Below are 20,609 nucleotides of genomic sequence, written 5' to 3'. Positions count from 1 at the left end.
CCTATTTTTTAAAGGCGTTCCAGCCCTGTGCCGTTATTTCATGTACATTTCCAGATTTTGAAATCATCAGTCTCCCCGCCTCCGGTTCCGTGATATGGCCGATAACGGTAATATCAAGTTGACCTTTTATCTTATCGTAATCGGATTGCGGAATAGTGAATAACAATTCATAATCTTCGCCACCACTTAAAGCACAAACTGTAGGATCCAAACCAAAGTCACGCGCCGTTTCGTAAGTCATCGGATCAATAGGAATTTTCTCTTCATAAAGCTTACAGCCCACATTGGAATCTTTACAAATATGTAAAATTTCGGATGCTAAACCATCCGAAACATCAATCATGGCGGTAGGTTTCACGTGCAACGCTTCCAAAAGTTCGATAATATCTTTACGTGCTTCAGGTTTAAGTTGTCTTTCAACAATATAATCTTTACCTTCTAAATCAGGCTGAATATTAGGATTTTCTAAAAAAATCTGTTTTTCACGTTCCAACAATTGCAGGCCCACATAAGCGCCACCTAAATCTCCTGATACACAGAGCAAATCACCTTCACGGGCTGTAGATCTATACGTAATATTTTGTTCATCGGCATAACCAATACTGGTTACCGAAAGAACCAGACCCTGGGCAGAAGCAGAAGTGTCGCCACCAATTAGATCTACATTGAATTTTTTGCAAGCAATTAATGCACCTTCATAAATTTCTTCGACCGCTTCAAGCGGAAATTTTGAAGATAATCCGATGGAAAACGTTATTTGTGAGGCAATTCCGTTCATCGCGTAAATATCAGACAGATTTACCTGAACCGCCTTGTATCCTAAATGCTTCAATGGTACATACCGAAGGTCAAAATGAATACCCTCTAAGAGTAAATCTGTTGAAATAAGTGTTTTTTTTCCAGAAAAATCCAAAACTGCGGCATCATCACCAATTCCTTTAACCGTTGTAGGTTGCGATATTTCAACGCTCTGGGTAAGATGTTGAATTAAACCGAATTCTCCGAGCTTATTAAGGTCGGTTTTTTCCCTATTATCGAACATAATTTCAATTCAAAGATTAATATTTAAAATAAAAAAGCTAAAAAACTATAATCCAAGCTTTTCAGATATTTCCAACATACGCGCAATAGGACGTTGTGCTCTATTTATAACATCCTCAGGGAGTGTAATTTCCGGAGATTCATATTTTAAACAGGTATACAATTTCTCTAAGGTGTTTAATTTCATATGCGGACAATCGTTACATGCGCAAGCATTATTTGGCGGAGCCGGAATAAAAGTTTTTCCGGGATTAGCCTTCTGCATTTGATGTAAAATTCCAGATTCTGTGGCTACAATAAAGGTATTACTCTCGTTTTCAATGGTATACTTAAGCATTCCTGATGTAGAACCTATATAATCTGCCGATGCCAAAATATGATCTTCACACTCCGGATGGGCAATAAATTTGGCGCCAGGGTATGTTTCACGTAACGCATCGATTTTTTCCTGCGAAAAAATTTCATGAACCATACAAGCACCATTCCATAACACTAAATCACGGCCTGTTTTTTTCTTAACGTAATCGCCTAAATTTCTATCCGGGCCAAAAATTATTTTTTGCTCTAGAGGCAGACTTTCGACAATCTCGACGGCATTACTCGAAGTACAGACAATATCCGATAAAGCTTTCAACTCGGCCGTACAATTTACATAGGTAATTACCAGATGATCAGGGTATAATTCTTTAAATTTAGCAAACAAATGTGGCGGACAACTGTCGGATAAGGAACAGCCCGCTTTCAAATCGGGTAATAAAACCTTCTTTGTTGGCGAAAGAATTTTCGCCGTTTCAGCCATAAAATGAACGCCGGCAAAAACAATAACGTCGGCATCCGTTTTGGCGGCTTGTTGAGAAAGCCCTAAACTGTCTCCAATATAGTCGGCTAAATCTTGAATTTCTGCATCCTGGTAATAGTGCGCCAGAATAACCGCATTTTTTTCGTGCTTGAGCCTTTTGATTTCTTGTACCAAATCTACCGTTGGATCTATAGGCACATCAATAAAACCTTTGGCTTCCAAGTCTTTTTGGAAAGTTATACTCATTCTCTCTGCTTTAATGTTAATAACTCGAGGTAAATCAACGCTACAAAAGTAATCAAAGAAAATCAAACGAATTCCACATTCCTTTTTTTCAATAAATAATAATTTTTTAAATAAAGGATCTTCTTATTGTTTATTAGTGTGTGGAAAATGGGGATAACCTGGGAGTTTTAAATTTTGGTTTTGGGATATTAGTAGTTTATTCACAATTTATACACAGTTTTCCACGATTTTGTTTTTGATTATCAGGGTCTTAATTTTTGGTCGATTATTTTATCCATATTTTTTTGTGGAGTAATAGCTGTTCACATTTTGTTAATATCTATCGCTTTTTACCTTGGTAAATTCTGAAAAGTTATGTTAATAAACTGTGAATTGTGGAATAATAAATAGTTTTAAAATTTAATTCACTTATTATTTACACGTTTTCCACATATTTTGTTAATTTGTTTCACGTTTATCGTCTAGAATTAGGATATGTCAGGAAGAAAAGTTGATTTTTTAGTTGTTGGTTCCGGGATTGCCGGATTAAGTTTTGCACTAAAAGCCGCTGCATGTGGAAAAGTGTTAATAGTTACCAAATCCAATGAGGATGAATCGAATACAAAATATGCACAGGGTGGGGTAGCGGTGGTTACCGATCACGCTGATAGCTTTGAAAAACACATACAAGACACCCTGATTGCAGGTGATGGATTATGTAATCCACAGGTTGTGGAAAACGTTGTAAAGGAAGGTCCGGACCGTATTGCCGAGTTAATAGCCTATGGAACCTCCTTTGATAAGGAATCCAATGGTACGTACGATCTTGCCAAAGAAGGTGGCCACTCTGCGCATCGTATCTTGCACTATAAAGACATAACAGGTTATGAAATTGAACGTGCTTTACTGGCCAAAATTCATGAAAATCCGAACATTGATATACTTACTCATTATTTCTCAGTAGACCTGATTACGCAGCATCATTTGGGGCTGCGCGTAGATAAAAAATCTACCGATATAGAATGTTATGGAATTTATGCTCTAAATACACATACCGGTGTTGTGGAGAAGATTTTATCCAAGGTTACGCTTATGGCAACGGGTGGAGCCGGTCATGTATACGCGAGTACAACAAATCCGACTATTGCTACAGGCGATGGTATTGCAATGGTGTATCGTGCCAAAGGAAAAGTGGGTAATATGGAATTTATTCAATTTCATCCTACATCGTTGTATAATCCATCCGAATACCCTGCCTTTCTTATTTCCGAAGCTGTACGTGGCTTTGGCGGAATTTTGAGGCGTGCAAATGGCGAATCTTTTATGGAGGAGTACGACGAGAGGGCATCCCTGGCACCACGTGATATTGTGGCGCGGGCGATAGATGCAGAAATGAAGAAGTCGGGTTTAGATTACGTTTATTTGGATATTACCCACCGTTCTAAGGCCGATTTGCTAGCCCATTTTCCAAATATTTATGAAAAATGCCTTTCCATAGGATTGGATATGGCTAATGATTATATTCCGGTTACGCCGGCAGCACATTATTTGTGTGGTGGTATTGTGGTGAATGCGTATGGATTGAGTTCTATTAAGAATTTATATGCCTGCGGCGAATGTTCCTTTACGGGCTTGCATGGTGCAAATCGTCTCGCCTCTAATTCGCTTTTGGAGGCCGCTGTTTATGCGCATAGAATATTTATGGATGCTGTTAAGAACATTGATCAATTAACCTTTAAAGAGGGGATACCCGATTGGGACGATTCCAATACAAAGCTGTTGAACGAGGATATTTTAGTTACCCACAATTTACGAGAAACACAAAAATTTATGAGTGACTATGTCGGTATTGTGCGATCTGATTTTCGTTTGGAAAGAGCAAGGCGTAGGTTAGGCTTATTGCATGAAGAAACCGAATCTTTTTATAAGCGTACAAAATTATCCGTCAAACTTTGCGAGCTTAGGAATGTTATACAAGTGGCATATTTGGTTGTAAAATCTGCTACGAATCGAAAGGAGAGTAGAGGTCTTCATTATACGACCGATTACCCCAGTCATTCCGATGTTTTGATGGATACTATAGTTTAAATATATTATGGCTACAATACTTCCTGTTAAAGATAGTTTTCCTTTTATTGATGCGCATACATTTTTGGCTCCAAACTGTACGATTGTGGGGGATGTTACGCTTGGAAAACATTGTTCCGTTTGGTTTAATGCGGTGCTGCGTGGTGATGTAAATTATATAAAAATTGGTGATTATACCAATATTCAGGATAACGTAACGCTACACGGCACCTATGCGCGTAATGGTACAGATATTGGCAGCTATGTTAATATTGGACATAACGCTATTGTACATGGTTGTACTATCCACGATCATGTATTGGTGGGTATGGGTGCAATTGTAATGGATAGGGCCGTTATAGAGTCCCAGGTAATAATTGCCGCCGGTGCTGTGGTATTGGAAAATATGATTTGTGAATCCGGATTTTTATACGCTGGTGTTCCAGCAAAAAAAATTAAACCCTTAACGGAGGAACAGGTAAAACTACTGGAGAAATTACCCCATAACTATGTATTATATTCCAGTTGGTTTTCATAAAAAAAGGAGTCTGATTAAGACTCCTTTTTTTATGCATTTAAAAACTAACCGTTATATTTTCTGTTTGTTCCCAATTGGCACGTATCGTAAATGGTTTTTCAAGATACCATATCGGCTCAGCCTGGGTTAAGGTATAAACATCAGCACCATCCCATCGGCCGTTGCGATTTAGGTCCTTAAATATGCGTAACGTATATTTTCCACCAGGAAATTTTAAGTAGTTCAGCTCGTCGATATTTTCAAGTATTTGGGTATCGAATATTTTCGTTCTTTTATCATCAATAAGCTCGACAACATACTGAATATCCTTTTCGAGCCCCGTAATTTTAAATTTTATATCGCCATAATTATTCGATTCATCCAAGGTAAATTTGTTTTTAAATTCCTTGTTAAACTCGCCGAAAGGTCCGGATAATGCCTTTTCCTGAATGACTAACTCGTAATTTTTATTAGGCCGCCAATTAAAACGAATATGGTATAAATTTTTATTCAATGAATCCTGTTGGAGCTGAAAATTTCTTCTAGAAACAGAGTCTTCATGTATAAGCAACTTACTCTTGTCCACGGCGGTAATAGGGAAGAAGCTGGTTAAGGTTATATGTTTAATTTTGTCTACCTTATTCGTAATGTTAAGTATGGGCAGGATATTCTGTTCATATTTATCATTTTTTCCCCTTCGAATCAGCGCAGTATCAATTGCCGCCTTACCTTCCATGATTTGGAATTTTATCGAGTCGAAATCTAATTTTTCAACGAATACAAATGCGGAATCCTGATGTGCCGAATAGCGTACAATTTTTGTAGCATTAAGTCCTGTAGGACTTATAATATTTACCTGAGGGCTATCTAGCGGTTGGTTAAACGTTAATAAAAGGGTACCATTTTTTTCAATCTTTTTTTCTAATGTTCTATAAGTTTTCGGTTTTCCTTTTGAGTATTCAATTTTAACCTCCTTAATATTCTCCCTCAGAACAAGGCTATCTTTTAAGAAACCTAATAATTCTTCGGGGCTATTATAAATTCTATCGTTATTCGTTTCCTTAAGTGCATATATTCTATACGTATCCTCTTTTAAATTTCTAAAAGTAAAGTTTCCCGTGGAATCAACAGAAGTAAAAATATTAGCTTTCCTTTTACCGAATATAGAATCTTGCCGGGTAGGGATTAATAAAACGCGAACCTCCTTGTCATCCTTATAATCGAAAGTTTGGGTATAAGCATTTTTCACCTGTCCGCTTATCGTCAAAGAATCGATTTCCGGGCCAGTAGCAAAGACATAATTGTAATTGACGATGGGGTTACCCTCATTAAAATCCACCAATCCTTTACCAAAATTAATCGTATAAGTTGTATTTTCCTCTAAAGAATCAGGAAGAATAATGCGTAAATCTTTCTTCTTTATTTTATACTCCGGTTGTTTTTCCAGGTCCGGAGAGATACTAAATTCTTTAAACTGATTAGCCAATTTAATATACTCGTCGAAGGTTATAACGATCTCCTTATCCTTAAAATTTCTACTAAAGTTTGTGGGCGATTCATTCAGCACTTTTGGGGGAATTGAATCTTTAGGACCACCCGTCGGGCGTTGCATATTGGCACAACGCAATAGGGTAAGCGATATTAAAAATATAAATGTTAATAGGAAAACCTGGGGAATAACCTTCCAGGTTTTATGCGTATCGGTATTTTTAAATTCAGGATTTTCTATCATATTTTTATGGCGTTCTAATATCGCTTAAATGGATTTTATTTTTTAATTCATATGTACCATTAAAACACTGATATCCGAAGGTGATACGCCCGATATTCGGGACGCCTGACCTAAGGTTCTCGGTTTTACCTTTAGCAATTTCTCTCTAGCTTCAATGGATAGGGAAGTCAGGGATGAATAGTCAAAATTAGGATTAATTTCTTTATCCTCCATTTTTTTCATTTTGTTAACAATCTCCATTTCCTTTTCGAAGTAACTGTCGTATTTCACTTTTATTTCCGCTTGTTCAATGGTCTCTTGATCGAAGGTAGACAGCATACCTGCAAAATCCTGGTCGGCTTCAGCAAGTTGTTGAATATTAATTTGCGGTCTGCTCAATACATTAAAAAAGCGTGCTTTTTGCGTTAATGGACTCGAATTTTCCCGTTCCAAAATGGGATTCATTTTTTCTACAGATACCGAATTTTGTTGCATATAGCTTACAATATCGTCTGCGTTTTTAATTTTTTGCTGCACCTTTTGTAAACGTTCATCCGATACCAACCCAATTTTATGGGCCATAGGTGTTAAACGAATATCTGCATTATCCTGGCGCAATAACAAACGATGTTCTGCTCGGGAAGTAAACATGCGGTAAGGTTCTTCTGTACCCTTCGTAACCAAGTCATCTATAAGAACCCCAATATAAGATTCCGAGCGTTTTAAAATAAGCTCGTGAAGGTCGTTTATTTTTTGATGCGCATTTACCCCAGCTACGAATCCCTGAGCTGCAGCTTCCTCATATCCGGTCGTACCATTAATCTGGCCGGCGAAGAATAGATTTTTAACCCGTAAAGTCTCTAAGGTAAGATCCAGCTGCATTGGTGGAAAATAATCATATTCTATGGCATATCCAGGTCTGAACATTTTCGCATTTTCAAAACCAGGAATCAGGCGAATTGCTTTCTGTTGCACATCCTCAGGTAGGGAAGTGGAAAAGCCATTTACATATATTTCTACTGTTTTAAAACCCTCCGGTTCTACAAAGATTTGATGACGGTCTCTTTCTGCAAAACGGTTTATCTTATCTTCAATAGAAGGGCAATACCTTGGACCAAGACCTTTAATACGACCCGTGAACATAGGTGATTTCTCGAATCCAGTTTTTAAAACTTCATGAACCTTATCGTTGGTATACGTAATCCAGCAACAACGTTGTTCGGTAGGGATGTCTACATCCGTAAATGAAAAACGTCCACGTTCTGTATCGCCCCATTGTTCCTCCATTAAAGCATAGTTTAAACTTCGGCCGTCAATGCGTGGAGGCGTTCCTGTTTTCATTCTTCCCGATTCAAAACCTAAGGACACCAACTGTTCTGTAAGTCCGGTTGCAGATTTCTCTCCGGTTCTTCCGCCGCCAAATTTTTTCTCTCCAATATGTATTACACCATTTAAAAAAGTACCATTGGTTAAAATTACAGCATCGGCCTCAATACGAATACCCATCGCCGTAACTACACCTTTAGCGGTACCATTTTCTACAATAACTTCCTTTACGGTATCTTGCCATAAGTCCAAGTTTGGAATAGACTCCAATTGTAAACGCCATTCTTCGGCAAAACGCATACGGTCGTTTTGTGTACGAGGGCTCCACATGGCAGGCCCCTTAGACTTATTTAGCATGCGAAACTGTAGGGTAGATTTATCGGCAATAATACCCGTATATCCGCCCATGGCGTCAATCTCACGAACGATCTGTCCTTTAGCAACGCCACCTATAGCAGGATTGCAACTCATTTGAGCTATCACCCCCATATTCATTGTGATAAGGAGGGTACTTGAACCTAAATTAGCGGCAGCAGCAGCGGCTTCACAACCCGCATGGCCAGCGCCAACAACAATTACATTATATTTATTAAACATATTTCTCGATTGGTTTCACGTGGAACATTTGTTTTTAGTAGGTGTTTCACGTGAAACATTATATATATTCTGCTAATTCTAACCAGCGTTCAGATTTCGAATCCAAGCTATACTGCAGGTTTTGTATTTCCTCTGCTAATGCTGAGATTCGAGTATGATCCGTTAATTCATTTAATGAATTTGACATTTCAGCAATACGATCTTCCAGAATAACAATTTCAGATTCTAGTGATTCATATTCTTTCTGTTCTTTATAACTTAGTTTTTTCTTCGGCTCAATAGGGGTAACCTCTTTCTTTTCAGTAGACTTTTGTCCTTTGTTCTGAAGTTTTTCTTCTTTAATTTTTAACTCCTGTTCAAGTTTAAAGTCGGCATAATTTCCATTATACAACGTTACATTACCTACGCCATCAAAAATAAAAAGCTGTTCAGTAAGTTTATCAATAAGGTAACGGTCGTGAGAAACTAAGATTAAGACCCCCGGATAATTCACCAAAAACTCTTCCAACACATTCAAGGTATCCAAGTCCAAGTCATTGGAAGGCTCATCCAGAATTAAGAAGTTTGGGTTAGCCATCAATACACGCATCAACTGCAAGCGTTTTTTTTCACCACCAGAAAGCTTACTTACGAGGCCAAATTGTTTTTCAGGAGGGAAGAGGAATAGCGTTAATAATTGTGAAGCCGTAAGGTTATCGCCATTGGCCATCATAATATACTCCGCTATATTTTTAACCACATCTAAAACCCTTTCACCATCGGTAAACTGGAGCCCCCCTTGTTTATAGTAACCATACTTTGTCGTTTCACCGATTTCAATGGTACCCGCATCCGGTAGGATTTCCTGCGTAATTAAATTCAGGAATGTACTTTTACCCGATCCATTTTTTCCAGCGAGACCAATACGGTCACCCTTTTTAAACGTATAGGAAAAGTCCTTAATAATAGTCTTCCCATTAAAACCTTTAACAACATTTTCCAATTCCGCAATTTTAGAACCCTGTCTAGAAACCTTAACCGAAAGTTGGACCTTGTCATCCGCGCGCGGGCCTTTAGATTTTTCTTCCAGCTCGTAAAAAGCATCTATTCGGGCTTTCGACTTTGTACCCCGAGCTTGCGGCTGCCTACGCATCCATTCCAATTCTTTACGGAGTAGGTTACGGGCTTTTTCTGCAGATAATACATCGTTATATTCGCGTTCTGCTTTTTTCTCCAGGAAGTAGGCATAATTGCCTTTATAGGAAAAAATATTAGACTTGTCGAGTTCTCTAATTTCGGTACAAATATTATCCAGGAAATACCTATCGTGCGATACGATAATTACAGTCTTTTGACCCGTTGTAAGGATTTTTTCCAGCCACTCAATAGTTTCAATATCCAAATGGTTGGTAGGCTCATCGAGGATATAAACATCCGGTTCATCGATCAGTAATTTTGCTAGAGACAAACGTTTTTTCTGTCCACCAGAAAGGCTATCGATTTTCTGATCAAAGTTGGAAATAGACAAACGGTTAAGAATAGTTTTAATATTATTTTCATATTCCCAAGCCTCCAAAGCCGTAAGCTTATCCGAGATCAGCGCCAATTTATTTTGATCTACCTCTTCCTGTTCCAATAATTCCTCATATTCCTTAATAAGCTGTTGCTGCTCATTATCGGCACTATAAATAAAATCGTTGATGGTATTTAATCCGGTGAAATCAGGCTCCTGCGGTAAATAACCAATTCGGATACCTTTTTCTTTTACAATTTTCCCCGCTTGTGGAGGGAATACTTCCGCCAATAACTTCAATAGGGTAGACTTTCCCGTGCCATTTATCCCTACCAATGCAATACGGTCTCCCTTTTGTACACCAAAATGAAGGTCTTTAAATAGCCACCTATCGTTGAAAGAATGGCCTACTTGTTCTGTACTAATTATACTCACGCTAGATTTTTTATTTGCTGTGTTTGATAAATATGTGTACCCTTTTCTCCTTTTAGCGAAACGTTCAGCATGGCTGAAGCTACTGTTTTAGCATGAATACTACGATAATCTTTAAATTTACCGAAGCACAATAAATCTAGAAAGGGGCTTATAACCTGGGCTATCTTCTCGCCGAAACGTTTTTCATTTCGGTCACCGATAAGCAGGGAAGGGCGAAATATATACGTACTATCGAGGCCTAAGCGTTCGATATCGCGTTCAGTTTCACCTTTTAATTTAAGGTAATAGTTTTTTGCATGCACATTAGCGCCGATGCTTGAAACAAAAGCAATAGCCTTACAACCATTCTTTTTTAGAATCCTGGCAACTTCGATAGGGTAGTCATGATCTACGGCATAATAATCTTTCAGATCAGGCGTTTTAGCTTTCGTACTACCTAAACAAGAAAAAAATACATCGACCTGTAAATCAGCTATTTGTAAACTTACATCGTTTATTTCGGCTATTGTATTTTTTAGTTTAGGATGCTGTATACCGAGAGGCCTTCGCGTAATAGCATAGACGGTTTTGTATGCTTTATTTTTCAATAAGCATACTAGTAATTCCATCCCTATTAAACCCGTGGAACCTAATATTAAAGCTGTATATTTTTTATCAGACATAGCTATCCAAGCACAAAAATAAGTAATTTATTTATTGTGTATGTGGATAAAAATCAGGGGAGGACAAGTTTTTTACAAAGACCTGTTAATTTAACTTAAAGTTGGCAATAAGATTAAACCTAGGTATTTCTACATGGAAGATTTTATTATCGAATTCTCGTATCATGGTGTAATGCCCCTCCATATAGCCAATTTCGCTTTTTAGATTGCAGCCAGATACATATTGATGCGAAGCGCCAGGAGATAAAATAGGCTGTTCGCCGACTACACCTTCGCCATCTATTTGTTTATGTTCGCCAATAGCATCAAATATATCCCAATGTCTGCTGATGAGTTGCGCAGTATAATCCGATTGATTTTCGATAATAATACGATAGGCAAACATAAAATGCATATTTTCAGCATTCGAGTATTCGGGCTGATAAATACACGCTACCGATACCTTAATTCCAGATGTGGATTGTGTTATCATACTCAAAAATAAAAATTAAAAAGTAAAAATTAAAAAAGCTAAGCACCAATATTTAGTGCCTAGCTCTATGTATTCTAGTTTTTTAATCTTTTTCTCTTCCAACGTAAAAACAAGACAGCGCCTGTGATAAGCAGCACAACAATAGGCCAAATACTTAGTAAGCCTATAACGATATCGACGATAAGTGCAGCGCCACTTCCTATAGCTTCTTTGAGTTTTGATCCAAATGAATTTGGAGAAGAGATATTGCCCGATACAGAGTAATAAATATTTATACTTAACGTACTATACGACACCTGTCCGGAGAGGTTACGTAACATCGATTCGTTACTATCAATATCCTCCTGTAATTTTCGTATTTGCTCTTCGATTTCCAGTAGCTCTTTAACCGACTTAGCACTACCGGCCATCTTTTGGTAACGATCTAGATAAATCCTTTTGCTTTTTGATCTCGAAGATAGATCATAATATTGCATGGAAACATCATTGGCCTGCATGGATTTCTCGGTAATTTTATCCGAACCATTTTCCAATTCTTTTAAAAACCCTTCAAAATTAGCAGCAGGAATACGTACAGTTAAGCTATAATTCGTATAGCTATTGCCCGCAGAAATATTATCCTGTTCGTAATAAGCCTGGTATTTTTTTACCATAGCATCTATACTACGTTTTGTATTTTTAATATCCTTCGCTTCCAGCGAAATATTACCCGTACGAATTATTTTTTTATCCTGAACCGTTGTTTTTGGATCGACGTTCTCAAGATCAGCCTTGTTTAGCTCTTCCGCGTTGGCAGGTACAGGGCTTTGGGATGCATCTACTTTAGCAAAAGCAGCATCGCCAGGAATATCACTTAAGGCAACATTTTCTGTCGACAGCATATCTGCACTCCGATTGCCACAGCCTAAAAACAGGAGGGCTGTAGCTATAGCAAAGGTTAAAATATATCTTCTCATTGTAGCTCGTTTGGTTAAGGATGCAAATAATACCGATTTTCCATAACAGCACACAGGTTAAACAGAAATGGCGCTTTTTAAGCGCCATTTTAGGTATTTACGAGTAACTTTTTATTTTCGGAGCAATTTTAGTTCCAAAAACCTCGATAGACTTCATCATATCCTTATGGTCAGGGCTTCCCATATCCATATGAGCCGAGAAACGCGTTAAACCAAATTCCTCTTTAATATGCAATATTTTTTCAACAGATTCATTTACATCACCCACAATAAGATGGCCATGTGGAGATCTACCGAAGTCAAATTGCGATTTCTGATAAGGAGGCCAGCCCCTTGAAGCACCAACACGATTCATCTGTCTACTATAAAGCGGGTACAGTTTGTCGGCAATTTCCTGGCTATTATCGCCAAATAAAGCGTGCATATGTACCCCAACTTGGAATTGCTCTAAATCATGGCCATGATCTAAATACGTCTGTTTATACAATTCGAAAAGAGGCTTAAACTGCTGCCAAGCACCACCAATAATCGCAAACATAACGGGAAGGCCTAATTTTCCGGCCCGTACCACAGAGGAAGTCGTTCCTCCCACAGCGACCCAAATGGGAAGACCATCTTTAGTCGGACGTGGATAAACTTCTTGATTTATTAAAGGCTTACGGAATTTACCCGTCCAGTTAATTGTTTCATTAGATTTAAGCTTAAGCAATAAATCCAACTTTTCTTCAAAAAGCAGGCTATAATCTTTTAAATCGTAGCCAAATAGGGGGAAAGATTCGGTGAAAGATCCCCGTCCAGCCATTAGTTCCGCACGACCATTAGACAATAAGTCTACCGTAGCAAAATCCTGGAATAATTTAACGGGGTCTGTAGAACTTATAACAGACACTGCAGAACCCAGTTTTATATTTTTAGTAACAGTAGATGCTGCCGCCAGAATAATCTCCGGGGAAGCAACCGCGTAATCAGCCCGGTGATGTTCACCCATACCAAAGAAGTCCAGGCCAACCTCATCCATTAGCTTTATCTCTTCAATAATCTCTTTAAGGCGTTGTTGCGCCGGTTGTATTTTTCCGGTTGTAGGGTCCACCTGTAAGTCCCCAAACATTCCTATTCCTAGTTCTAACATTTTATATCTCCTTTTTCTAAGAACAAAGTTAAACCAGTACAGCTACCAAATACTTAATATAGTTTAAGAAATATTAGCCATGAATATATTCCTTATTACCATAAGATTGAATAAGTTGACCTTCAAACTCCAGCCATTCCTTCCAACGTTTATCGACATCAACATCGATAGAATATTTACGTGCAAAGTTTAAGAATGTGGTGTAATGATTGGCTTCAGAAACCATCAAATCATGGTAAAATTGAGCAAGTTCCTGATCTTCCAAATTTTTTGAAAGCACCCTAAAGCGCTCACAGCTTCGTGCCTCAATCATGGCAGCAAACAACAGACGATCGATAAAAGCCATGTTTCGGGAACCGTCTTTTTTAGAGAATTTTAGGAGCTGCCCCACATAATCATCCTTTCGTTCCCGCCCCAGTTTATACCCCCTTTGTTTAATAATTTCAATGACCATCTTAAAATGCTCCATCTCCTCCAAAGCAATTGCGGTAAGCTCGTGAACTAGGTCTTCAAATTCCGGATTTTGCGTAATAAGCATAATCGCATTAGAAGCAGCCTTCTGCTCACACCAAGCATGGTCTGTAAGAATTTCTTCCATATTGGTTTCCGCAATATTTGCCCACCTAGGGTCTGTTAATAGTTTTAAACCTAACATAAATAAAAGCTTTGTATTGAAAGTTCAAAAATACGAAATTAAACACGCTTTAACCAGCCTATGTAAAGCGAAGAAGTAGGCATCAGCCTGTAAAGGGCTACCGAATGCCATACCCTATTGGCCAGATACCTAAAAAAAGGGTTTTTCTGCTAAGAAAAACCCTTTTTTTTAATCCTTAATATTACGCATCTAAGAAACCATGTTCCTTCAGAATATCTGCTGGAACACCATTCCAAACGCCGGGTCTATTCCCCATATAACCGATATCTTTAATACCAGCTTCAGTAGTATAGAAACCCGAAGATGTCAGGTTGCGCAATCTGCTGAAGAAACTTACCCCCTGAGCCACTTCAGGTTTGGCCTTTGAAGGGTAAGCGATTTCGTCTATTATAGCGATCTGCTGATCGTTTTTAATCTTTAAAAAAACATCACCATACCTCTTCTGTGCATGAATATCCAACCATTTCAGGCCGCCACGCATAGGAAGTTTGTGATCGGGAATATCCTTCACAATAAATTCGATAAATGCCGGCACACCAACCTCCGATGCTGCCGGGGAGATATCATCTTTAGGGATAATAATATCCACCAACAGCGTGATGGTTGCCATCTCATGCGCATCGAAAAACACCTCTTCCTGAAGTTTTTTTGTACGTTCGTATTCAAATTCCTGCACTCCAGGAAGCTTATCCGTGGCGTCTGCCGCCGTATTTTGCTTGGGTTTACTATCACAAGAGTTTGTGGCCAGCACCGCTGTTGTACCAGCGGCCAACAAACCTAGGGCTTTTAGTGAATCTCTTCTATTCATGGCTTAGCTATTAAGTTTATTTTTCTGTTCCAAAATATATTCCGCTGTACGCATAGATAAAGCGAGTATTGTCCAGGTAAGGTTTTTATCACCCTGCTGAACAAAAGGGCCAGCATCCACGACAAAAAGGTTTTTACAATCGTGTGCCTGACACCATTTATTTAAAACTGAAGTTTTAGGATCGTCGCCCATACGCGTAGTACCCCCTTCATGAATAATTTTTCCAGGCGTCGCTAAACCATACAACGTATCTGCACCAGGTATTTTTGATGTTATAATAGCATCCATGCCGTGCATAATTTCCTGGAAAGTGTCGATCATATGTTTGGCCTGTTGAATTTCCTCGTTCGACCAAGTATAATTAAATTTTAAAGTTGGAATCCCGAATTTATCTACCACATTAGGGTCAATCTCACAATAGTTTTCTTTACGTGCGATTGCCGTTCCACGACCACTCATCCCTACACCAGAACCATAAAATCTACGATAATCTCTTTTTAATGAAGCACCATAACCGCCACTCTCTTGCGGTAAGCCATCCGTACGAGGTACCATATTGTTTAAACTCGGTGTACCGTTCATGGAGCCATACATCGGCATACCCATTCCCCCCCAATACTCGATGTGGTAGCCACGCGCAAAACTTAGTTTTTTGTCGCCCAACCACCAAGGCGAATAAATATGTACCGAGCCTACACCATCCTCGTTATACCGCTTACGGTCTAACAACTGCGGTAAGAAACCACCCAAGTCGGCACCGGTAGAGTCGTGTAAATATTTACCTACTAAACCGCTGCTATTTCCGATACCCGAAGGGTGAGCTGCAGATTTAGAATTAAGCATCAAGCGGGCACTTTCGCAAGCGCTGGCACCAAGAATAATCGTTTTAGCTTTTACAGAATATTCTTTTTTATCTTGAACATTAACATAAGAAACGCCCGTAGCCTGTCCCTCATCATTGGTTAACACCTCGCGTACCATAGCCCAATCGATTACGGTAAGGTTTCCTGTTTTCATGGCAGGAATTACCAGACAAGAAGAGGAGGAGAAGTCGCCATAAACCTTACACGACCGCCCGCATTGGCCACAATAAAAACAGGTACCACGGTCTTTATTACCCGGCAGTGCTTCAGTCAATACAGAGCCACGACCAGGGATAACCGTTACGCCTGCTTTTTTTGCCCCTCGCATAATATAATGCTCGTTTAATTTCGGCTTAGGAGGTTTAAGGAAAATACCATCCGGTTCATTATGTAAATTTTCTTTGGTACCATAGATACCAATCATTTTATCAACACGGTCATAAAAAGGCTTGATTTCATCGTAAGTAATCGGCCAAGCATCTGTGACCCCATCTTTAGGTTTAAAATCATCGGGTCCCATACGCAATGAAATACGACCCCAGTGGTTAGTACGGCCACCCAACATACGTGCTCTGAACCAATCAAATTCGGTTCCTTTTACTGTTTGGTACGGTTCACCTTCCAACTGCCATCCGCCAAAGGCGGCATCGAAATCACCGAAAGGTCGTGTAGTACTCGCGCCTCGACGAGGAGATTCCCAAGGCCATCTTAATTGCAAGGCATCTTTGGCAGGATCAAAAAAGGGTCCAGCCTCTAACATCAATACCTTGAGACCGGCGTTGGCAAGGATATAGCCCGCCATACCTCCACCAGCACCCGAACCGACTACAATTGCATCGTATACGGTACTGTCCTCAATAATTTGAAAAGAAGTCATCAATTTGGTTTATTTAATTGTCTAATTTTGTGATTACCGATAAAGATAATAAAAAACTAATTTGCGGTCTCTTTATGTTAAAAATATTACTAATAGGTTTTATCTGGCCAGAACCTACCTCATCAGCAGCAGGTTGGCGTATGTTGCAGCTGATACAATTGTTTCTGAAAGAGCACGAGGTTCATTTTGCTTCGGCGGCAAGTAAATCGGCACATTCGCATGACCTTAGCGCTATGGGAGTAGAAGAACACCCTATATTATTGAATGATGATACATTTGATACCTTCATTCGTGACTTAGCTCCTGATGTCGTAGTCTTTGATCGTTTTATGGTGGAGGAGCAATATGCAGGCCGGGTGATCGCAAATTGTCCGCAGGCTTTACGAATTTTAGATACCGAAGATTTACATTTTGTAAGGCATGCCCGGCAAGAGGCCTATAAAAAGGGAACGGCAATATCGTATAAAAATGAAATTGCGAAGCGAGAAATACCCGCTATATTGCGCTCAGATGTAGCTTTAATTATTTCGGAGGCAGAGATGGCGCTATTGGAAAAGGAGTTCTCTATGGAAACGGAGCGTTTATTATATTACCCCTTTCAAGAAGATAAACTGACAGCAGATTTTCAGCAAAACAGCCCTTCTTTTGATGGGCGTAAGCACTTTGTTTTTATAGGCAATTTTATACACGAACCGAATTGGCGCACCGTAGAGGTATTGAAACGCAACATATGGCCACTGTTGCGAAAGCAGCTTCCCGATGCCGAGCTGCATATTTATGGAGCTTATGCCACAGAAAAGGTACTGCAGTTGCATAAGCCTGCAGAAAAGTTTTTTATAAAAGGTAGAGCCGAGGATGCACGCGCATGTTTGGCAAACTATAAGGTAATGCTGGCACCGATTCCTTTTGGGGCAGGGCAAAAAGGTAAATTTGTAGATTCCATGTATGCGGGTACCCCTACAGTAAGCACGTCTGTCGGCGTAGAAGGCATGGCAAAGGGGGAGCAATGGAATGGTTTTGTTTGTAACGATTATACCGATTTTGTTACGAAGGCGGTAGAGCTATATGCTAATCAAAGCCTATGGGAACGTTGCAGGGATACAGGTTTTGCCCTTTTTAATGCGCAGTTTGCTGCAACAACGCCAAGAGAGCAGTTGTTAAAATGGGTTGTAGACAGGCAGTTAGATCTTTCCGAATTTAGGGCACGAAATTTTTGGGGATCGCTGTTACAACAGCAACAGTATTATGCCAACAAGTATATGTCGCTCTGGATTGCAGCCAAAAATAAGGAAAACTAGTGCCATAATTTGCTAGGAATGAATAGCATATCAAGGAATAAAATTCTATCTTTATAGATATCACTAAATCATTTTATGAAAACAATTAAAGGACCAGGCATTTTTTTAGCACAATTTATTTCGGAAGAAGAGCCCTTTAACACGATAGAAAATATCGCTGTATGGGCAAAATCTTTAGGCTTTAAAGGTCTACAGATTCCAACAGGGGATGCGAAGTATTTCGATTTACAGCAAGCTGCATTGAGTAAAACCTATGCGGATGAATATAAAGGCAAACTTCAGGAGTTAGGCTTGGAGATTACCGAGTTATCTACACATTTACAGGGGCAATTGGTGGCCGTTCACCCGGCTTACGACAAGCTTTTCGATGCGTTTGCTCCAGATCAGGTTAAAAATAACCCTAAGGCACGTACCGAATGGGCAATACAGCAGCTTAAATATGCAGCAAAAGCCTCTGAAAATTTGGGCCTTAAAGCCCATGCAACTTTTAGCGGTTCTTTATTATGGCAATATTTCCATCCATGGCCACAGCGCCCGGAAGGGTTGGTGGATGAAGCATTTACGGAGCTTGCCCGCCGCTGGAGACCAATATTAGATACATTTGATGAATGTGGTGTAGACGTATGTTATGAAATACATCCCGGCGAGGATTTATTTGATGGTATTACCTATGAGATGTTTTTAGAAAAAGTAGATAACCACCCGCGTGCTTGTTTGTTATACGACCCATCGCATTTTGTTTTACAGCAGCTGGACTATATACAATATATTGATTTCTACCATGAAAGAATTAAAGCCTTCCATGTTAAGGACTCTGAATTTAACCCTACAGGTAAGCAGGGGACTTTTGGTGGCTACCAAAGTTGGTTAAACCGCGCTGGCAGGTACCGTTCGCCGGGTGATGGGCAGGTAGACTTCAAAACAATTTTCAGTAAACTTACGCAGTATGACTTTGATGGCTGGGCAGTAATGGAGTGGGAGTGTGCCATTAAAAATCAGATCGACGGTGCTACAGAAGGGGCAAAATTTATTCAAGATCATATTATCCGTGTTACCGATAAAGCATTTGATGACTTTGCTTCTACAGGTGCTGATGCGGCTTTCAATAGATCTATTTTAGGCTTATAAAACAAAGAGCCGGGTATCTACCCGGCCGCTTTGTTTTGAAAATTGTCTATAAGCTGAATGTATGATTCTATTAGCGTCTTTCGTTGTACACACCAACCTCGTTAAGGACTGCCTGTGCCGCATTTTTCGTTTTAATGTTTAGACGTATTTTAGATCCCAATACAGCATCGAAGCGGAAAATCTTAATTCTTCCTTGTTCTTTTGCTGCTGCGTTTAGGTTATACCATTTACCGTCTTTAAAATACTCTACAGTGTAGGTTGCAGGGTTATTTTTACCTTCAGTAATAACAATTGTATTAAAAGATTTTGTGCGATCAAAAGTTAACTCATACCAAGGAGCCGTTGATGCTGCCGCATTGGATACCCAGGCTGACCCGAAGTTATCATCATTTGCAAAATCCATAATATTCATATCATCACTCCAGCTACTATTGCTATATACCTTTTTGGCAATATTGCTACTAACAATAGGGGCTTCGTATGCTGGCAATTGAGTGTATTTTGGTGTTTGCTTGTATAGTTTACCAATTTCCTTCAAGGCTACCAATGCATTTTCGTCCATTAAACCATCGGCATTTGGAGCAACGTTAAGCATAAAGTTACAATAAGCATCGTTGTAAGGGATTACAAACTCGTTTACCAATTGTTTTACATCCTTCACCGCAGTTGTAGGGAAAGATTTTTTCCAAAACCAGTTCTGCTGCAACGGTAAACATGCCATCGCCGGAAGTTTGTTGTGCTCTTTAGAGATAAACTGTCCTGCTCCTTGTTCATAAGATTTAATATCGGAGTAGAAAAGAGCTTCGCCTGGATATTTAGCCGAGTTTAACTCCATAACCAAGCAGTTTGGTTGTAAGGATTTTATATGGTAATAAATATCATCAAAAGGAATATCATCATACGATATACGCGACCATGGTGCGTCCCAGCCATCGATAACTAAAGAGTGAATTTCTCCATAGTTTGTCAATAGCTCGGTTAATTGATCTTTAATCAATTGAATGTGGCTTTTTGTAATATTATTAGGTCTAATTTCTTGATGTGTATCTAAAATAGAGTAGTACAACATAACTTTAAGACCATTTTTACGAAATGCATCAGCAAATTCTTTCACCACATCACGACCAAAAGGCGTATTCATAACATTGTAGTCTGTGGTTTTGGTGTTCCAAATTGGAAAACCGCTATGGTGTTTTGTTGTTAAACAGCCGTAAGTCATATTAGCTGATTTCGCAGCTGTAGCCCATTGGTTAGCATCCAATTTTGGCGAGTTGAATAGTTTTAATGACGCATTTGGGTCAGACCAATCCTGATCCATAAATGTAGGCATACCATAGTGTATAAACATACCGAAGCCTAAATTTACGAAGTCTAGTTGCTGTTTGCGTAATGCTTCTGGCTTTACCTGCGCCTGCGTTTGAGTAGGCGACGCTAAACCCAAGGCAATGGCAGCAGCCAATAAAGAGAATAATTTTTTCATAAAAATATAGATAATTGAATTACACTAACAAAGCTAGTAGTAAATGTATTAACATGTGTTTAACGGAAGCC

At 39.2% G+C, this 20,609-nt stretch carries 17 protein-coding genes; 4 read left to right on the top strand and 13 right to left on the bottom strand.

Features of this window, described 5'->3' with window-relative positions; all coding sequences use genetic code 11:
- Nucleotide 1: 1 nt before the first annotated feature.
- Both thiL and nadA read right to left on the bottom strand, forming a co-directional pair.
- A complete protein-coding gene (thiL, locus tag ACL9RF_RS14595) occupies nucleotides 2-1,042 on the bottom strand; it encodes a thiamine-phosphate kinase (protein WP_422801374.1) in 1,041 nt (346 codons plus the stop codon).
- 45 nt (nucleotides 1,043-1,087) lie between these two features.
- Nucleotides 1,088-2,086 (bottom strand): quinolinate synthase NadA, encoded by a 999-nt coding sequence (nadA, locus tag ACL9RF_RS14590; RefSeq protein ID WP_422801373.1) that lies wholly within the window; start codon nucleotides 2,084-2,086, stop codon nucleotides 1,088-1,090.
- A 474-nt stretch (nucleotides 2,087-2,560) separates the two neighbouring features.
- Here nadA and nadB point away from each other — a divergent pair, with 474 nt between their 5' ends.
- Entirely contained in the window at nucleotides 2,561-4,153 is a 1,593-nt protein-coding gene (gene nadB, locus ACL9RF_RS14585; RefSeq protein WP_422801372.1) for an L-aspartate oxidase, read from the top strand.
- 7 nt (nucleotides 4,154-4,160) lie between these two features.
- Complete coding sequence (locus tag ACL9RF_RS14580; RefSeq protein WP_422801371.1) at nucleotides 4,161-4,670, top strand: gamma carbonic anhydrase family protein; 510 nt, start codon at nucleotides 4,161-4,163, stop codon at nucleotides 4,668-4,670.
- Between the two features lie 37 nt (nucleotides 4,671-4,707).
- Here ACL9RF_RS14580 and ACL9RF_RS14575 read toward each other — a convergent pair whose 3' ends face one another.
- The 10 genes from ACL9RF_RS14575 to ACL9RF_RS14530 all read right to left on the bottom strand — a co-directional run bounded on the left by ACL9RF_RS14575 (nucleotide 4,708) and on the right by ACL9RF_RS14530 (nucleotide 16,632).
- Nucleotides 4,708-6,381, bottom strand: coding sequence for an Ig-like domain-containing protein (locus tag ACL9RF_RS14575; protein ID WP_422801370.1), 1,674 nt, complete (start codon nucleotides 6,379-6,381; stop codon nucleotides 4,708-4,710).
- 42 nt (nucleotides 6,382-6,423) lie between these two features.
- Complete coding sequence (mnmG, locus tag ACL9RF_RS14570; RefSeq protein ID WP_422801369.1) at nucleotides 6,424-8,283, bottom strand: tRNA uridine-5-carboxymethylaminomethyl(34) synthesis enzyme MnmG; 1,860 nt, start codon at nucleotides 8,281-8,283, stop codon at nucleotides 6,424-6,426.
- A gap of 58 nt (nucleotides 8,284-8,341) precedes the next feature.
- On the bottom strand, nucleotides 8,342-10,210 hold the full coding sequence (locus ACL9RF_RS14565; RefSeq protein ID WP_422801368.1) for an ABC-F family ATP-binding cassette domain-containing protein: 1,869 nt from the start codon (nucleotides 10,208-10,210) through the stop codon (nucleotides 8,342-8,344).
- Complete coding sequence (locus tag ACL9RF_RS14560; protein ID WP_422801367.1) at nucleotides 10,207-10,872, bottom strand: NAD-dependent epimerase/dehydratase family protein; 666 nt, start codon at nucleotides 10,870-10,872, stop codon at nucleotides 10,207-10,209. The genes ACL9RF_RS14565 and ACL9RF_RS14560 overlap by 4 nt, the downstream gene beginning before the upstream one ends.
- A gap of 85 nt (nucleotides 10,873-10,957) precedes the next feature.
- Nucleotides 10,958-11,344, bottom strand: coding sequence for a Co2+/Mg2+ efflux protein ApaG (apaG, locus tag ACL9RF_RS14555; RefSeq protein ID WP_422801366.1), 387 nt, complete (start codon nucleotides 11,342-11,344; stop codon nucleotides 10,958-10,960).
- Nucleotides 11,345-11,418: 74 nt separating this feature from the next.
- Nucleotides 11,419-12,300: a DUF4349 domain-containing protein gene (locus ACL9RF_RS14550; protein WP_422801365.1), complete on the bottom strand. Its 882-nt coding sequence runs from the start codon at nucleotides 12,298-12,300 to the stop codon at nucleotides 11,419-11,421.
- Between the two features lie 97 nt (nucleotides 12,301-12,397).
- A complete protein-coding gene (locus ACL9RF_RS14545; protein ID WP_422801364.1) occupies nucleotides 12,398-13,429 on the bottom strand; it encodes an Atu2307/SP_0267 family LLM class monooxygenase in 1,032 nt (343 codons plus the stop codon).
- Nucleotides 13,430-13,502: 73 nt separating this feature from the next.
- Nucleotides 13,503-14,084: a tRNA-(ms[2]io[6]A)-hydroxylase gene (locus ACL9RF_RS14540; RefSeq protein WP_422801363.1), complete on the bottom strand. Its 582-nt coding sequence runs from the start codon at nucleotides 14,082-14,084 to the stop codon at nucleotides 13,503-13,505.
- Between the two features lie 181 nt (nucleotides 14,085-14,265).
- Nucleotides 14,266-14,892 carry a gluconate 2-dehydrogenase subunit 3 family protein gene (locus ACL9RF_RS14535; protein WP_422801362.1) on the bottom strand — a complete coding sequence of 209 codons (627 nt, stop codon included), beginning with the start codon at nucleotides 14,890-14,892 and terminating at the stop codon, nucleotides 14,266-14,268.
- A gap of 3 nt (nucleotides 14,893-14,895) precedes the next feature.
- Nucleotides 14,896-16,632, bottom strand: a complete 1,737-nt coding sequence (locus ACL9RF_RS14530) for a GMC family oxidoreductase (RefSeq protein ID WP_422801361.1) — start codon at nucleotides 16,630-16,632, stop codon at nucleotides 14,896-14,898.
- 74 nt (nucleotides 16,633-16,706) lie between these two features.
- Between ACL9RF_RS14530 and ACL9RF_RS14525 the strand changes: the two genes are divergently transcribed.
- Both ACL9RF_RS14525 and ACL9RF_RS14520 read left to right on the top strand, forming a co-directional pair.
- A complete protein-coding gene (locus tag ACL9RF_RS14525; RefSeq protein WP_422801360.1) occupies nucleotides 16,707-17,930 on the top strand; it encodes a glycosyltransferase in 1,224 nt (407 codons plus the stop codon).
- 75 nt (nucleotides 17,931-18,005) lie between these two features.
- Nucleotides 18,006-19,058: a sugar phosphate isomerase/epimerase family protein gene (locus ACL9RF_RS14520; RefSeq protein ID WP_422801359.1), complete on the top strand. Its 1,053-nt coding sequence runs from the start codon at nucleotides 18,006-18,008 to the stop codon at nucleotides 19,056-19,058.
- A 70-nt stretch (nucleotides 19,059-19,128) separates the two neighbouring features.
- Here the strand turns inward: ACL9RF_RS14520 and ACL9RF_RS14515 are convergent, their stop codons facing one another.
- Nucleotides 19,129-20,538, bottom strand: coding sequence for an alpha-L-fucosidase (locus ACL9RF_RS14515; protein ID WP_422801358.1), 1,410 nt, complete (start codon nucleotides 20,536-20,538; stop codon nucleotides 19,129-19,131).
- Nucleotides 20,539-20,609: the final 71 nt, after the last annotated feature.

Source organism: Sphingobacterium sp. Mn56C (assembly GCF_049319645.1).
Lineage (GTDB): Bacteria > Bacteroidota > Bacteroidia > Sphingobacteriales > Sphingobacteriaceae > Sphingobacterium.
This window is presented reverse-complemented; position numbering and strand designations above follow the sequence as displayed.

Bases quoted from the DNA above. Each gene is read 5' to 3' on its own strand.
- ACL9RF_RS14540 (WP_422801363.1), bottom strand. From the start codon at position 14,084: ATGTTAGGTTTAAAACTATTAACAGACCCTAGGTGGGCAAATATTGCG.
- ACL9RF_RS14560 (WP_422801367.1), bottom strand. From the start codon at position 10,872: ATGTCTGATAAAAAATATACAGCTTTAATATTAGGTTCCACGGGTTTA.
- ACL9RF_RS14530 (WP_422801361.1), bottom strand. From the start codon at position 16,632: ATGACTTCTTTTCAAATTATTGAGGACAGTACCGTATACGATGCAATT.
- nadB (WP_422801372.1), top strand. From the start codon at position 2,561: ATGTCAGGAAGAAAAGTTGATTTTTTAGTTGTTGGTTCCGGGATTGCC.
- apaG (WP_422801366.1), bottom strand. From the start codon at position 11,344: ATGATAACACAATCCACATCTGGAATTAAGGTATCGGTAGCGTGTATT.
- ACL9RF_RS14575 (WP_422801370.1), bottom strand. From the start codon at position 6,381: ATGATAGAAAATCCTGAATTTAAAAATACCGATACGCATAAAACCTGG.
- ACL9RF_RS14535 (WP_422801362.1), bottom strand. From the start codon at position 14,892: ATGAATAGAAGAGATTCACTAAAAGCCCTAGGTTTGTTGGCCGCTGGT.
- mnmG (WP_422801369.1), bottom strand. From the start codon at position 8,283: ATGTTTAATAAATATAATGTAATTGTTGTTGGCGCTGGCCATGCGGGT.
- ACL9RF_RS14525 (WP_422801360.1), top strand. From the start codon at position 16,707: ATGTTAAAAATATTACTAATAGGTTTTATCTGGCCAGAACCTACCTCA.
- ACL9RF_RS14545 (WP_422801364.1), bottom strand. From the start codon at position 13,429: ATGTTAGAACTAGGAATAGGAATGTTTGGGGACTTACAGGTGGACCCT.
- ACL9RF_RS14580 (WP_422801371.1), top strand. From the start codon at position 4,161: ATGGCTACAATACTTCCTGTTAAAGATAGTTTTCCTTTTATTGATGCG.
- thiL (WP_422801374.1), bottom strand. From the start codon at position 1,042: ATGTTCGATAATAGGGAAAAAACCGACCTTAATAAGCTCGGAGAATTC.
- ACL9RF_RS14515 (WP_422801358.1), bottom strand. From the start codon at position 20,538: ATGAAAAAATTATTCTCTTTATTGGCTGCTGCCATTGCCTTGGGTTTA.
- ACL9RF_RS14550 (WP_422801365.1), bottom strand. From the start codon at position 12,300: ATGAGAAGATATATTTTAACCTTTGCTATAGCTACAGCCCTCCTGTTT.
- nadA (WP_422801373.1), bottom strand. From the start codon at position 2,086: ATGAGTATAACTTTCCAAAAAGACTTGGAAGCCAAAGGTTTTATTGAT.
- ACL9RF_RS14520 (WP_422801359.1), top strand. From the start codon at position 18,006: ATGAAAACAATTAAAGGACCAGGCATTTTTTTAGCACAATTTATTTCG.